Source organism: Pseudomonas sp. NPDC098740, from assembly GCF_044760065.1.
In the GTDB taxonomy this organism is placed as follows: domain Bacteria; phylum Pseudomonadota; class Gammaproteobacteria; order Pseudomonadales; family Pseudomonadaceae; genus Aquipseudomonas; species Aquipseudomonas rossensis.
Genome location: NZ_JBIWAM010000022.1, coordinates 73,273 through 88,092, shown reverse-complemented (window position 1 = coordinate 88,092; position 14,820 = coordinate 73,273). Strand labels below are relative to the sequence as shown.

General features: G+C 59.7%; 11 protein-coding genes and 1 pseudogene. 8 read left to right on the top strand and 4 right to left on the bottom strand.

Going from position 1 to position 14,820, the window contains the following annotated elements; genetic code table 11:
• On the bottom strand, nucleotides 1-2,430 hold a 2,430-nt coding region (locus ACIQU2_RS22935; RefSeq protein WP_403144131.1), incomplete at its 3' end, for a ribonucleoside-diphosphate reductase subunit alpha.
• A 739-nt stretch (nucleotides 2,431-3,169) separates the two neighbouring features.
• Here ACIQU2_RS22935 and ACIQU2_RS22930 point away from each other — a divergent pair.
• Both ACIQU2_RS22930 and ACIQU2_RS22925 read left to right on the top strand, forming a co-directional pair.
• Entirely contained in the window at nucleotides 3,170-3,883 is a 714-nt protein-coding gene (locus ACIQU2_RS22930) for a response regulator (RefSeq protein ID WP_046046510.1), read from the top strand.
• Nucleotides 3,880-5,490, top strand: coding sequence for an ATP-binding protein (locus ACIQU2_RS22925; RefSeq protein WP_095132467.1), 1,611 nt, complete (start codon nucleotides 3,880-3,882; stop codon nucleotides 5,488-5,490). The genes ACIQU2_RS22930 and ACIQU2_RS22925 overlap by 4 nt, the downstream gene beginning before the upstream one ends.
• 126 nt (nucleotides 5,491-5,616) lie before the next feature.
• On the opposite strand, the gene ACIQU2_RS22920 is transcribed toward ACIQU2_RS22925, so the two are convergent.
• Together ACIQU2_RS22920 and ACIQU2_RS22915 are read right to left on the bottom strand one after the other, a co-directional pair.
• On the bottom strand, nucleotides 5,617-6,342 hold the full coding sequence (locus ACIQU2_RS22920; protein ID WP_347802264.1) for a 4'-phosphopantetheinyl transferase superfamily protein: 726 nt from the start codon (nucleotides 6,340-6,342) through the stop codon (nucleotides 5,617-5,619).
• Nucleotides 6,343-6,631: 289 nt separating this feature from the next.
• Nucleotides 6,632-6,835 (bottom strand): annotated as a pseudogene (locus ACIQU2_RS22915) (dienelactone hydrolase family protein); the annotation flags it as partial.
• Nucleotides 6,836-7,053: 218 nt separating this feature from the next.
• On the opposite strand from ACIQU2_RS22915, the gene ACIQU2_RS22910 reads away from it, so the two are divergent.
• The 4 genes from ACIQU2_RS22910 (at nucleotide 7,054) to ACIQU2_RS22895 (ending at nucleotide 10,568) form a co-directional block, all read left to right on the top strand.
• Nucleotides 7,054-7,656, top strand: a complete 603-nt coding sequence (locus ACIQU2_RS22910) for a hypothetical protein (protein WP_403144130.1) — start codon at nucleotides 7,054-7,056, stop codon at nucleotides 7,654-7,656.
• A gap of 116 nt (nucleotides 7,657-7,772) precedes the next feature.
• The gene (locus tag ACIQU2_RS22905; protein WP_403144129.1) at nucleotides 7,773-8,450 is read left to right on the top strand and encodes a response regulator; all 678 of its coding nucleotides are present in this window, start codon (nucleotides 7,773-7,775) and stop codon (nucleotides 8,448-8,450) included.
• Entirely contained in the window at nucleotides 8,447-9,793 is a 1,347-nt protein-coding gene (locus ACIQU2_RS22900; protein ID WP_347802263.1) for an ATP-binding protein, read from the top strand. Before ACIQU2_RS22905 ends, ACIQU2_RS22900 begins: the two co-directional genes overlap by 4 nt.
• Nucleotides 9,794-10,205: 412 nt before the next feature.
• Nucleotides 10,206-10,568: a DUF6124 family protein gene (locus ACIQU2_RS22895; protein ID WP_347802262.1), complete on the top strand. Its 363-nt coding sequence runs from the start codon at nucleotides 10,206-10,208 to the stop codon at nucleotides 10,566-10,568.
• 215 nt (nucleotides 10,569-10,783) lie between these two features.
• Here ACIQU2_RS22895 and ACIQU2_RS22890 read toward each other — a convergent pair whose 3' ends face one another.
• Nucleotides 10,784-11,782 (bottom strand): AraC family transcriptional regulator, encoded by a 999-nt coding sequence (locus ACIQU2_RS22890; RefSeq protein ID WP_403144126.1) that lies wholly within the window; start codon nucleotides 11,780-11,782, stop codon nucleotides 10,784-10,786.
• A gap of 340 nt (nucleotides 11,783-12,122) precedes the next feature.
• On the opposite strand from ACIQU2_RS22890, the gene ACIQU2_RS22885 reads away from it, so the two are divergent.
• Nucleotides 12,123-13,460 (top strand): dicarboxylate/amino acid:cation symporter, encoded by a 1,338-nt coding sequence (locus tag ACIQU2_RS22885; protein WP_403144125.1) that lies wholly within the window; start codon nucleotides 12,123-12,125, stop codon nucleotides 13,458-13,460.
• A 144-nt stretch (nucleotides 13,461-13,604) separates the two neighbouring features.
• Complete coding sequence (locus tag ACIQU2_RS22880; protein ID WP_403144123.1) at nucleotides 13,605-14,786, top strand: CaiB/BaiF CoA transferase family protein; 1,182 nt, start codon at nucleotides 13,605-13,607, stop codon at nucleotides 14,784-14,786.
• Nucleotides 14,787-14,820 lie beyond the last annotated feature (34 nt).

The following is a 14,820-nucleotide window of genomic DNA, read 5'->3' as shown; positions in this document are numbered from 1 at the left end:
CAGGTACGGGTAGATCACGGTGAATTCGCCCGACAGGTTCGATTTCACGTAGAGGTTCTGGTAGGTCGGTTCGATCGACTGCGATACGCCAGTGATGTTGGCGATGGTCGCGGTCGGTGCGATGGCCATGATGTTGGAGTTACGAATGCCTTTCTGAACGCGGGCACGAACCGGTGCCCAGTCCAGGGATTCGTTCAGGTCAACGTCGATGTACTTCTGGCCACGTTGCTCGATCAGGATCTGTTGCGAATCCAGCGGCAGGATGCCTTTGGACCACAGCGAACCCTGGAACGTCTCGTAGGCGCCGCGCTCGTCAGCCAGGTCGCAGGAAGCCTGGATCGCGTAGTAGCTGACCGCTTCCATCGACTTGTCGGCGAACTCGACGGCAGCGTCGGAACCGTAAGGAATGTGCTGCAGGTACAGCGCGTCCTGGAAGCCCATGATGCCCAGACCGACCGGACGATGCTTGAAGTTGGAGTTCTTCGCTTGTGGCACCGAGTAATAGTTGATGTCGATAACGTTATCGAGCATGCGAACGGCGGTGTTCACGGTGCGTTCCAGCTTGGCGGTGTCCAGCTTGCCGTTGGTGATGTGGTTCGGCAGGTTGATCGAGCCCAGGTTGCAAACGGCGATCTCGTCCTTGTTGGTGTTCAAGGTGATCTCGGTGCACAGGTTCGAGCTGTGAACCACGCCGACGTGCTGCTGCGGGCTGCGCAGGTTGCACGGGTCTTTGAAGGTCAGCCAAGGTTGGCCGGTTTCAAACAGCATGGACAGCATTTTGCGCCACAGGTCTTTGGCCTGGATGGTCTTGAACAGCTTGATCTTGCCCGGGTACTCGGACAGGGCTTCGTAATACTCGTAACGCTCTTCGAAAGCCTTGCCGGTCAGGTCGTGCAGGTCTGGAACTTCGGACGGCGAGAACAGGGTCCACTTGCCGTCATCGAAGACGCGCTTCATGAACAGGTCAGGGATCCAGTTGGCCGTGTTCATGTCGTGGGTACGACGACGATCATAACCGGTGTTCTTGCGCAGCTCGATGAACTCTTCGATGTCCATGTGCCAGGTTTCCAGGTAGGCACAGACAGCGCCTTTGCGCTTGCCACCCTGGTTAACGGCGACGGCGGTGTCGTTCACGACTTTCAGGAACGGAACAACGCCCTGGGATTTACCGTTGGTGCCCTTGATGTACGAACCGAGTGCACGAACCGGGGTCCAGTCGTTGCCCAGGCCGCCCGCAAATTTCGACAACATGGCGTTGTCGTGGATCGCGTGGTAGATGCCCGACAGGTCATCCGGCACGGTGGTCAGGTAGCAGCTCGACAGCTGTGGACGCAGAGTACCGGCGTTGAACAGGGTCGGGGTCGACGACATGTAGTCGAAGGACGACAGCAGGTTGTAGAACTCGATCGCACGGTCTTCTTTCTGCTTCTCTTCGATCGCCAGGCCCATGGCCACGCGCATGAAGAAGATTTGTGGCAGTTCGAAGCGGATACCGTCCTTGTGGATGAAGTAACGGTCGTACAAGGTTTGGAGGCCCAGGTAAGTGAACTGCTGATCGCGCTCGTGGTTGATCGCCTTGCCGAGTTTTTCCAGGTCGAAGGTAGCCAGGACCGGGTTCAGCAATTCGAATTCAATACCCTTGGCGATGTACGAAGGCAGGGCCTTGGCGTACAGGTCGACCATTTCGTGGTGGGTCGCGCTTTCGGCGACTTCCAGGAAGCTCAGGCCTTCGGCACGCAGGGTGTCCATCAGCAGGCGGGCGGTCACGAACGAGTAGTTCGGCTCACGCTCGACCAGCGTACGGGCGGTCATCACCAACGCGGTGTTGACGTCGGTCAGAGCCACGCCGTCGTACAGGTTTTTCAGGGTTTCGCGCTGGATCAGGTCGCCGTCGACTTCTGCAAGACCTTCGCACGCTTCGGTAACGATGGTGTTCAGGCGGCCCATGTCCAGAGGAGCAAAGGTGCCATCGGCGCGGGTGATGCGGATCGACGGGTGAGCGTTGACCGCTTCCTCGGCCGGCGCGTGGGCGGCGCGTTCTTTCGAACGACCGTCGCGGTAGATCACGTAGTCGCGCGCCACTTTCTGCTCGCCGGCACGCATCAGGGCCAGTTCGACCTGGTCCTGGATTTCTTCGATGTGGATCGTGCCGCCCGATGGCATGCGACGCTTGAAGGTCGCGGTGACTTGTTCGGTCAGACGGGCAACGGTGTCGTGGATTCGCGACGAAGCGGCAGCGGTGCCGCCCTCAACTGCGAGAAACGCTTTGGTGATGGCGACGGTGATCTTGTCATCGGTGTAAGGAACGACAGTGCCGTTACGCTTGATCACGCGCAGCTGGCCAGGCGCGGTGGCGGACAGATCCGAAGTCGAATCAGCGGCCTGCGGCAAGGTGCCCTGCGGGTTCTCGCGAGTTGTGTCGGTTTGCATGGGGGGTTGTCTCCACATTCTCTATGTTTGTTTGGGCACCATCACGGTGCCCACCGTTCCGTCCTGAAGCACTACAACCGGCGAGGGGCCGGGCATACCAACTTCGGGACAGATCAGGAAGGGGCAATTGGGGCGCCGCTTCCATGCCGAAGTCTTTGGTCCCAGGCCTTGAACCTGAAACCGGGATCCTTTTGGGTGACAGTAATTGACTGCAACACCCGTACCGTTAACGCCGTTTTCGGCTCAAAAACAGTAGCCATCCGCACGCGCGGTTTGGTCTTTCAAAAATACGTTTGGTTCAACCGGAAAGAGGCAATAAAAGCGCTTGAAATCGGTGTCCGGTTTGTGTTTGGTTTTTGGCGTAAAACCCTACATGTAGGGTTTTTTTCGCGGCGAGGTACAAGATAATGCGTTTTGGAGGGTGTTGCAACGTACTACCTGTGGATAAACCTGTGCGTAAATTGTGTGTGAAACGTAGAACGAGCGTGTAGGCCGCGACCTAGCTGGAGCGGACCGTTTTTCACTGATTTTCAATGATTGAAAACGGTCATTTGGATTTTTAAGGGCGCGAACCCTATCACAAAAAACCGCGTTGTCCGAACGCATTTACCGGCTTGTGTTCTTGGCGAGCGGCGTTTATACAATCGGCCAATGCAGATGCATTCTTATCCTCCCCAATCATTACAAAAAGACGGGCGGATCCTTCCTTATTAAGTGTTGTTGGCAAGCAGAGGTCACCGTGGAGCAAGAAGCCTGGCAGGTATTGATTGTGGAGGACGACCAGCGTCTGGCCGAACTGACCCGCGACTACCTGGAAGCCAATGGTCTGCGCGTATCGATCGAGGGCAACGGCGCCTTGGCCGCGGCACGGATCATCAAGGAGAAACCGGACCTGGTGATCCTCGACCTCATGTTGCCGGGCGAAGACGGCCTGAGCATCTGCCGCAAGGTCCGCGACAAGTATGACGGCCCGATCCTGATGCTCACCGCCCGCACCGACGACACCGATCAGATTCTTGGCCTGGACCTGGGCGCCGACGACTACGTGTGCAAACCCGTTCGCCCACGACTGCTGCTGGCGCGCATCCAGGCCCTGTTGCGACGCAGTGAAACTCCTGAAGTGGCGCCGGAAAAACAACGGCGTCTGCAGTTCGGTCCCTTGGTGGTCGACAACGCATTGCGCGAAGCCTGGCTGAACGACAACGGCATCGAGTTGACCAGCGCCGAGTTCGATTTGCTCTGGCTGCTGGTGGCCAACGCCGGGCGCATCCTGTCCCGGGAAGAGATTTTCACCGCACTGCGTGGCATTGGCTATGACGGCCAGGACCGTTCCATCGATGTGCGCATCTCGCGCATTCGCCCGAAAATTGGCGATGACCCGGAGCATCCGCGGCTGATCAAGACCATTCGCAGCAAAGGTTATCTGTTCGTTCCTGAAGCCTGCACGCTGTGAACTCGATCTTCCTGCGCATTTATGGCGGCATGTGCGCGGCGCTGATTCTGGTGGCGGTACTCGGCGTGCTGGCCTTGCACCTGCTCAACCAGGTGCGCGGCGAGCAATACCGCGAACGCCTCGCCCACGGCACGTTCTCGCTGATGGCCGACAATCTGAACCCGATGAACGAAACCGAGCGCCACCGTGCCTTGCTGGTGTGGGAACGGTTGTTGGGGATTCCTCTGGCGCTGAAGACCTTTGCACAAACCGACCTCGACCTCACCCAGCGCACCCGAGTGCTCCGCGGTCAGGCGCTGGTGGAGCAGACCGGTCCGCATGCAGCGAAGGTGTATCGACTGGTCAGCGACAAGGAACAGCTGGTGCTGACCGGTGAAGTCCAACAGATCAGCGAACAACTGGCCCGGGCGACTATTTACCTGCTGGCCGACGAACTGGTGCGCTACCCGGTGGCTGAGCAGCCCGAGCGCCTGGCGCAGTTGAAGCGCGATAAAGGGTTTGGTTTCGACTTGCGGCTGGTGACGATCGAACAGGCGGACATGGACGAGGACCAGAGTCGCCGGGTGTCCGAGGGCGACACGGTGATGGCGCTGGGCAAGGGCGGCGATTCGATCCGGGTGTTTGCCGGCATGGTCGGTACGCCGTGGGTGCTGGAGATCGGCCCGTTGTATCAGATGAATCCTTATCCGCCGGAGTGGCTGGTGCTGATCGCCGCCCTGGGTTTGAGCCTGATCGGTTTGATCGTCTATTTGTTGGTGCGCCAACTTGAGCGCCGCTTGCGTGGCCTGGAAGCGGCCGCCACGCGCATCGCCAAGGGCAGCCTGGAAACCCGCGTGCCGGCACGCGGCGCGGACTCGGTGGGACGGCTGGCCTCGGCGTTCAACGGCATGGCCGAGCACTTGCAGCAGTTGCTGGCGATCCAGCGTGAGCTGGTGCGCGCTGTGTCTCATGAGCTGCGCACACCCGTGGCGCGGTTGCGTTTTGGTCTGGAAATGATCGGCTCGGCCACCACGCCGCAGGCGTTGGAAAAATACTGTGAAGGCATGGACCACGACATCGAAGATCTCGATCGACTGGTGGACGAGATGCTCACCTACGCACGACTGGAGCAGGGTTCGCCGGCGCTGAATTTTCAGCGGATCGATCTGGATGCGTTGGTTAATCAGGTGATTGAAGAACTGGCCCCGTTACGCGCCGAGGTCACGGTGCAGCGCGGTTTGTGTTTGTCCGCCGCTGACAACGACGACGCTTGGGTCGAGGCCGAGCCGCGTTACCTGCACCGGGCGTTGCAGAACCTGGTGAGCAACGCCATGCGCCACGCCCAATCACGGGTGACCGTCAGCTATCAGGTCGGGCAGCAGCGCTGTCGGGTGGATGTCGAGGATGACGGGCCGGGCGTGCCGGAAACGGCCTGGGAGAAGATTTTTACACCGTTCCTGCGCCTCGACGACAGCCGTACCCGCGCCTCCGGTGGGCATGGGTTGGGGTTGTCCATCGTGCGGCGAATCATCCATTGGCATGATGGCCGGGCGTTGATCAGCAAGAGCAAGAGTTTGGGCGGGGCGTGTTTCAGCCTGAGCTGGCCGAGGAATCAGGAGAAGCGGTGAGATTGTTGGTGTCTGTTCTGGCCTCATCGCGAGCAAGCTCGCTCCCACAGGGATTTGTGGTATTGCATAGATCCAATGTGGGAGCGAGCTTGCTCGCGATGGGGCCCTCACAGACGCTATAAATATTCAGGCCTTGATGCTGACCAGACTCAACAACTGCCCATCCACCACCCCGAACTGCGCATCCAGCTCAGTGCCATTGCGCCATTCGCTGGACAAATCAGTCAGCAGCCGCAGCCGCACTTCACCGCTTTCGGTCCACTCCAACATTTCAGCATGTTCAAAATAAAAGCGCTGCTGAACGATCGGATACAGCGCCTTGAACAGGCTTTCCTTCACCGAAAACGTCAGGGTTACCAGCATCGCCAACTGATCGCGACGGCCAGCGGTCATGCGTTGCAACTCAGGTGGGGTGAGGATTTCCCCGGCCAGTCGTTCGGCCCGTTCAGGGTTGAGCAGATTTTCCAGGTCCATCCCCAGGCCGCGCCAGTGGGTTTTCTTCGCGACAATCGCCGAGGCCCGGCCGGTGCTGTGGGTGATCGAACCCGTGATATGCGTCGGCCACACCGGTGCCCGGTCCTCGCCGATGGCCGGGATGAAGCTTAGCCCTTCCAACTGTTGCAACGCCGCCCGAGCGCAAACCCGCCCGGCGAGGAACTCCGCCTGACGCTTGGCGACCGAACGCTGGATGGTGGGCGGCGGCTCGATGGCGCTGCGCTGGAAATCATCGCTGGCCAGTTGCGAGGTATCGAAGTGAGTGCTCAACAGCACCGTATCGGGCAGCGCAAACGGCAGCGGCCAATGGGCATCGAGTGGAGTGCAGCAGACGGGGAGGGCGGGGGCGCGATTCATGTGGGGCATTTTGCCGGGTTGCTCTCGGGCTGGGTAGTGCAAAGGTTTAGATCGGCGTCGTGGCCATCGCGAGCAGGCTCGCTCCCACACTGGATTTATGTAGCACCATAAATCCCTGTGGGAGCGAGCTTGCTCGCGATGGCCACGACGCGGTCTACCGGCTCAACCAAAAATCTTCTTGAAGAACGCCTGCATATCCGCCCAGGATTTTTCATCCGCCACTTTGTTGTAGCCAATATCCGGCCCGGCATGATCGCCATGGCTCAGACGATCCGCATCAGGATTACTGATCGGTTTGCGGCTGTTTCTTCAGCAGATCGAGCCCGGCCTGAAAGCGCGCGCTCGCCGCGCCACTGTCTTTCAACGCAGCCTGCATGAACGCCATGGCGTCCTTGGGATGCTCAGTGTTTTTGCCATCGCCATACATGTCGATGGCCAGCGCGCTGTAACCCAGACCGGCGAGATCACGGGCGCGACGCTTGGATAGAGAATTTCCTGAGTCTTGATAGCGGCTTGGCTGAGCCCGCTCAAGGCCAGTAATACCAGGGCGAGGGAAATACGCATCGTCGGGTCTCCAGCAAAAAAGTCATCAAAACAGCTGAGTCGATTTGATTCAGCTCAGGTTCAGAGTGCGTTCAGGGGGAGTTCAGGGCCGGGTGAGTAACCTTGCCCCGTACCCAAATAGCAAATAGCACATAAGGAACTCCCCCTATGACTGGCTTCAAAAAACTGCTTCTGGCTTTCACTGTCCTGAGCGCGAGTACCGCGGCTTTCGCTTCCGACGACAATTTCGCCAGCCTTACTTTTGGACAAACCAGCGACAAGGTCAAAAAGTCCCACGCCCTGAACGACAACCTCAACAGCCCGAACGCTGAAGGCGTGATCGGCAAAGACAACACCTGGGGTGTGCGTCTGGGCCAGCAAAACAGCCAGGGCCGCTACTACGCCACTTACGACAACGTGTCGGGCTCGCACAATGGCATTAAACTGCGTCAGGAAAACCTCCTGGGCAGTTACGATCTGTTCTACCCGGTGGGCGGCAGCACCAAGCTGTTCGGCGGCGCCACGGCCGGTTTGACCAAAATGACTCAGGATTCGCCAGGCTTCAGCCGCGACAGCGACATCGGTTACGCCATCGGCGGCCAGTTGGGTGTCCTGCAACAGGTTTCGCAGAACACCTCGGTGGAACTGGGTTACCGTTACCTGCGCAGCAACGCCAGCACCGAGATGAGCGAGCGCGGTGGCAGCAAACAGGGTTCGCTGGACCTGACCAGCAGCGCTCAGACCTACCTGTCGGCGAACTACGCTTTCTAAGAAGCGCGTCCGAAAAGGCCTGCGCCGGATCAATCCAAAAGACTGATCCGGCGTCGCCATGTTAGCCATCGAGGTACGCATGCCTCTGGAGATGATGATTTGCCTGGGAGAGCGTTATGAAACTGCTGGTCGTCGAAGATGAAGCGCTGTTGCGCCATCACCTGCAAACCCGCCTGACAGACAGCGGTCACGTGGTCGAGTCCGTGGCCAATGCCGAAGAGGCGCTGTACCAGACCGAGCAGTTCAACCATGACCTGGCGGTGATCGACCTCGGCCTGCCGGGCATGGGCGGGCTCGACCTGATTCGTCAACTGCGCTCGCGCGGCAAGACCTTCCCGATCCTGATCCTCACCGCCCGCGGCAACTGGCAGGACAAGGTCGAAGGCCTCGCCGCCGGCGCCGACGATTACGTGGTCAAGCCGTTCCAGTTCGAAGAACTCGATGCCCGGCTGAACGCGTTACTGCGCCGTTCCAGCGGTTTCACCCAGTCGACCATCGTCGCCGGGCCGTTGCTGCTGGACCTCAATCGCAAACAGGCGTCCCTCGATGAAAAACCGCTGGCGCTGACGGCGTACGAGTATCGGATCCTCGAGTACCTGATGCGGCATCACCAGCAAGTGGTGGCCAAGGATCGCTTGATGGAGCAGCTCTACCCGGACGACGACGAGCGCGATCCGAACGTGATCGAAGTGTTGGTCGGCCGTCTGCGCCGCAAACTTGAAGGCCCGGCCGGCTTCAAACCGATCGATACCGTGCGTGGCCTCGGCTACCTGTTCAATGAGCGCTGCACTTGATTCGTTCTCTTCGTGTCCGGTTGATGCTCGCCGCCACGATCCTGGCGGTGTTGTTCATGCTGGCGTTGCTGCCGGCGATGCAGGGCGCGTTCAGCCTCGCGTTGCAGGACTCGATCGAACAGCGCCTGGCGTCGGACGTCACCACCCTGATCTCCGCCGCCCGGGTGGAGAACAACCGCTTGCAGATGCCGGCGCAGTTGCCCGATGAGCGTTTCAATCTCACTGACGGCCGTTTGCTTGGCTACATCTATGACCGCGAAGGGCATCTGGTCTGGCGCTCGAAAGGCACCCAGGAAGAGAACATCAACTACAAACCGCGTTACGACGGACGCGGTAACGAGTTCGCAAGGATCAGCGAAGCCAACGGCCAGGAATTCTTCGTCTATGACGTCGAGGTCAAACTGCTCGGCGGCAAGAGCGCTGCGTTCAGCATCGTCGCGCTGCAACCGGTGCGCGAGTACGAAGCCACCCTCGAAGGCCTGCGGGAAAACCTCTACCTCGGATTCGGTGCAGCCTTGCTGGTGTTGCTCACGCTGCTGTGGATCGGCCTGACCTGGGGCTTGCAGGCATTGCGCCGGCTCAGTCAGGAGCTGGACGAGATCGAAAGCGGCACTCGCGAAAGCCTCAGCGAACAACACCCGCGCGAACTGCTGCGCCTGACCGGCTCCCTCAACCGCTTGCTGCACAGCGAGCGCGAACAACGCAGCCGCTATCGCGATTCCCTCGACGACCTGGCCCACAGCCTGAAAACCCCGCTGACCGTGCTGCAAGGCGTCAGCGAAGACATGGCCCAGCGCCCGGCCGATCGTGATCAGGCCTGGGTGCTGCAAACCCAGATCGAACGCATGAGCCAGCAGATCAGCTATCAACTGCAACGCGCCAGCCTGCGCAAAAGCGGCCTGGTGCGCCATCAGGTACGCCTGCGCCCGGTGCTGCAAAGCCTGTGCGACACCCTGGACAAGGTCTACCGCGACAAACGCGTTCGGGTGGCTTTCGATCTGCCGGAGCAGTGTTACGTGCCGATCGAACAGGGCGCCCTGCTGGAAATGATGGGCAACCTGCTGGAAAACGCCTATCGCCTGTGCCTCGGCGAAGTGCGCATCAGCGTGAGTGAAAGCCTTGGCGGGGTTGAGTTGTGCGTTGAGGATGACGGGCCGGGTGTGCCACCGGATCAGCGAGCGCGGATTCTGCAAAGGGGAGAGCGGCTGGATCGCCAGCATCCGGGGCAGGGGATTGGGTTGGCGGTGGTCAAGGACATTATTGAGAGCTACAGCGCCAAGTTGACGCTGGGGGATTCGCCGATGGGTGGGGCGGCGTTTCGGATTCATTTTCCGGTGGTTTGATGGTGTTCTTACGGGCCTCTTCGCGGGCAAGCCCGCTCCCACAGTGGGCTATGTCGTACACAAATTTTGTGTTCGGACTCGAAACCTGTGGGAGCGGGCTTGCCCGCGAAGAGGCCGGCCCATTCACTACAAAACGTGCAGATAAGACCTATAAACAGCGGTGTTTAAAACACATCTCCAGACACTCACTCAGGCTACACATCCTTGCGCCGCTGCCTACGTCTACGCCAGAATCCGCCGGCTTGTGCGCCTTGGGTCTGGGGCTCTATCGTCTCCTGATGTTATGGCGGCTTTGCGTGGGGCACTTCGGTGCGCCGGGTTCTAGAGTCCTGGTCTGCTAACCCGCGTACAGCCGCCACCCCTTTTTCGTTTAGCAGCGATACGTTGCGGCTCCATCACTCTAGGAGCTCAAATGTTCAAGATCACACCCAACCCCCCGGAAACCGACACGGTTTGCCCGCACGAAACCCCCGATTCCAAAATACTCAACGAAGCCGCCGACCGCGCCCTCGATTACTACCTCAACCCGGCCGCCCACATCAAAGCCTCCCCGCGCACACCCGGCACCATGTTCATCGTCAACCCGGAGCTCGATACCGAAACCCTGCTGGCCCACGCGTGCGAGTCGCTGGCCTCGGCCAATGTCATGACCATGGACCTGGCGGATCATATGGAGGGGCCGAGTCGCAATTCGCTGTTGGGTATTGCGCAGATCATCATGCTGGGGGAGCTGGCGGTAAATCGGGCGCTGGATAACATCGATCCGCAAGGCTAGCGTGGACCTGTGGCGAGGGGGCTTGTCGGAACGCCACAAAAGCATTGCTGGTTGCAAGAGCTATGCGGTGTTCTTTAGGGCCTCATCGCGAGCAAGCTCGCTCCCACTTTTTATTTCTGTCGTACACAAATTCTGTGTTCACTGAAGGTTAAATGTGGGAGCGAGCTTGCTCGCGATGGGGTCAGTGGCTACGCCCGAAAAACCAGCGCAAGAACTCAATTTTCTTGAGCCCGATACGCCCCTGGCGTCAACCCGGTCCACTTCTTGAACGCCCGGTGAAACGCCGAAGGCTCGGAAAACCCCAGTTGCTCGGCAATCTGCTGCAACGACAAATCCTCACGCCCCAGATGATAAATCGCAATGTCCCGCCGCAACTGATCCTTCAACTCCTGAAAACTCGATCCTTCTTCCCGCAAATGCCGACGCAAGGTTTGCGGGCTGATGTGCAGGTGCGCGGCCACTGCTTCCAGGTCCGGCCAGCGTGAACTGTCGCGGCTGAGCAACCGGCGCAACTGGCTGCTCAAACTGTCGCCGTCGTCCGGGCGCGACAACAGGTCGGCGGGAGAGCGTTCGAGGAAATGTTTGAGTGTCCGTTCGTCCTGCAACAGCGGCATGTTCAGGTAGCGACTGTGAAACAGCAGGCTGCTCTGAGTCGTGGAAAACTCCATCGGGCAGGGGAACAGCAAATCGTATTCGGCGCCGTGCTCGGGTTTCGGGTAGCTGAACGTCGCCTGTTCCAGCCGAATGCGCTGGCCGATCAGCCAGCTGCCGAGTCGATGCCACACCATCAGCTGGCTCTCGGTGAGGAAGTGGTCGGGGTCGCGGAACTGCGAATCGTCGAGGCTGAGGCGAATCATGTCGTCTTCGCGGGTCAGGGTCAGACGCGGGCTGTCGGGGAATAAGCTGTAAAACAATAGGCCGCGGTGGAGTGCTTTCTCCAGATTGCGGCAGTGGATCACCGCATGGCACATCATCGCGAAGCTGCCGGGTTTGCTCGGCGCCTGTCCGAAGCCCAGGTATTCGTCGTCCAAGGCCAGCCACAGCCCCTGGATCAATCGAGCGAACTGCTCGGGTGCGATTCGGGCGCGCGGCTCCTCAAGCAACTCGGGGCTGATCCCCAGTTGCTGCAACAGACTTGAATAGTCGTAGCCACGCCGACGCGCGCCACCGAGGGCGGCGCGGGCGAAATGGCTGGCGATGGTGCGTTCGCGCATAGAGGGCAGGTCCGTCCACTGAGCAATGGATGGTAGCGGTGCCCGTCGAGGATGAACAAGGCGGATATCCGCCAAATTGCAGGACGAGGTTTGGCGGGTGGGCGGAAATCCGCCACATCGTTGTAGCGGGTGAGTGACCCAAAAAAACCTGTAACCCTTGATGTCACAAGGCTGGCAGGTTTTTTTTCGAAGGTGGCACGGTGCTTGCGATACAAGCCGCAGAGGTCTGCCATCGTGCAGCTCGACAAAACAAATCCCTCCAGTGCAGGAGGGTTCGCAATTGAGGTGTCAGGGACAACAGATGGATGTTGTTACTGGGGCACTCTTGAGGAACTTTGCAATGACGACTCGTCAGCCACTGTATAAATCCCTGTATTTCCAGGTGATCGTTGCTATTGCCATCGGCATCCTGCTCGGTCACTTCTACCCGCAGACCGGTGTAGCCCTCAAGCCGTTGGGTGACGGGTTCATCAAACTGATCAAAATGGTCATCGCGCCGATCATCTTCTGTACGGTCGTCAGCGGTATCGCCGGCATGCAGAACATGAAGTCGGTCGGCAAAACCGGCGGCTATGCGCTGCTGTACTTCGAAATCGTTTCCACCATTGCCTTGCTGATCGGTCTGGTCGTGGTCAACGTCGTGCAACCGGGCGCCGGCATGCACATCGACGTGACGACTCTGGACACCAGCAAAATCGCGGGCTTCATCTCGGCCGGTAAAGACCAGAGCATCATCGCCTTTGTCCTCAACGTGATCCCGAACACCATCGTCGGCGCCTTCGCCAACGGCGACATCCTGCAAGTGCTGATGTTCTCGGTGATCTTCGGTTTCGCCCTGCATCGCCTGGGTGCCTACGGCAAACCGGTGCTGGACTTCATCGATCGCTTCGCTCACGTGATGTTCAACATCATCAACATGATCATGAAGCTCGCTCCAGTCGGCGCGTTCGGTGCGATGGCCTTCACCATCGGTGCCTACGGTGTCGGTTCGCTGGTGCAACTCGGTCAGCTGATGATCTGCTTCTACATCACCTGCATCCTGTTTGTGGTCCTGGTACTGGGCGCCATCTGCCGCGCGCACGGTTTCAGCGTACTCAAGCTGATCCGCTACATCCGTGAAGAACTGCTGATCGTGCTGGGCACTTCCTCTTCGGAATCCGCGCTGCCACGCATGCTGATCAAGATGGAACGCCTGGGTGCGGATAAATCGGTAGTGGGTCTGGTGATCCCGACGGGTTACTCGTTCAACCTCGACGGTACGTCGATCTACCTGACCATGGCTGCTGTGTTCATCGCTCAGGCGACTGATACCCCAATGGACCTCACCCACCAGATCACTCTGCTGCTGGTGCTGTTGCTGTCCTCCAAAGGTGCTGCGGGCGTGACCGGCAGTGGCTTCATCGTGTTGGCGGCCACCCTGTCGGCCGTAGGTACTCTGCCGGTGGCCGGTCTGGCGCTGATCCTCGGTATCGACCGCTTCATGTCCGAAGCCCGTGCGCTGACCAACCTTGTTGGTAATGCTGTTGCGACCCTGGTCGTGGCCAAGTGGGTGAAAGAGCTGGACGAAGACAAGCTGCAAGTCGAGCTCGCTTCCGGCGGTCGCGGTATCTCCGACGAGCGTGAAGAAGACGACCTGGGTGTTGTGGCCGAAGGCCCAACCCCAAGCAACGTCAAGTAAGACGGCTGCACTGAAAAAACCCGCTTCGGCGGGTTTTTTCATGCCTGCGATTTGAGCGTAACGGTCAGCGCATCTGACGCATAAGGTGATTGCTGCAATGCCGTCGGCTGCCTAGTCTGGGAACAACGTTTACGGAGAACGCCCATGCTCGGTCCACTGGCATCACTCAAGGTTCTGGATTTCTCGACACTGCTGCCGGGGCCGTTCGCCTCGTTGTTGCTGGCAGACATGGGTGCCGAGGTGCTGCGCATCGAATCGCCAACGCGCATGGACCTGCTGCGGGTATTGCCGCCTCACGATCAGGGCGTCTCCGCCAGCCACGCCTACCTCAATCGCAACAAGCGCAGCCTGGCGCTGGACCTCAAGCAGCCTGAGGCGCTGGAGGTGATCAAGCAGTTGCTGCAGGACCACGACATCGTGCTGGAGCAGTTCCGCCCCGGCGTGATGGAACGATTGGGCCTGGGTTATGAAGCCTTGAAGGCGATCAATCCGAAACTGATCTACGTGTCGATCACCGGTTACGGCCAGACCGGCCCCTACAAGGACCGCGCCGGCCACGACATCAACTACCTGGCGCTGGCGGGGCTGGCGAGCTACACCGGCCGCACCGACAGCGGGCCGCTGCCGTTGGGCATGCAAGTGGCGGACATCGCCGGTGGCTCGTTGCACGGGGTGATCGGGCTGCTGGCGGCGGTCATCGCCCGACAGCAAACCGGGCAGGGGCAGCATCTGGATGTGAGCATGACTGACTGTGTGTTCAGCCTGAACGCCATGGCCGGCGCCGGGTATCTGGCCTGTGGCGTGGAGCCGGGCAGGGAGGATCAGATGCTCAACGGTGGCAGCTTCTACGACTATTACCGCTCGCGGGACGGGCGCTGGTTATCGGTGGGCAGTCTGGAACCGGCCTTCATGCAGCAACTGTGTAGTGCGCTGGGGCGGCCGGAACTGGCGGCCAAGGGCCTGTCGCCCAAACCCGCCGAGCAACAGGCGCTGAAGAATGAGTTGAAAGCCGAATTCGAAAAGCATGACTTTGCGCAGCTGTACGAGTTGTTTGCCGGGGTCGATGCGTGTGTCGAGCCGGTGCTGAGTTTGGGCGAGGCGGTGCAGCATCCGCAGTTGCAGGCGCGGGAGTTGGTGACGGAGGTGCCGCGTGGGGATGGTTCTACGCAGCCGCAAATGGCCTGTCCGTTGAAGTTTTCAGAGGGGTTGCCGGAGCCGCGGCATATTGGTGCGGTGTTGGGGCAGCATACGGATCAGGTGTTGGGGGAGTTGGGGTTTAGTGCTGAGCGGATTGCAGAATTGCGCCGTACCAAGGTGGTTGTGTAGCGTCTGATCAGACGCCTTCGCGAGCAGGCTCGCT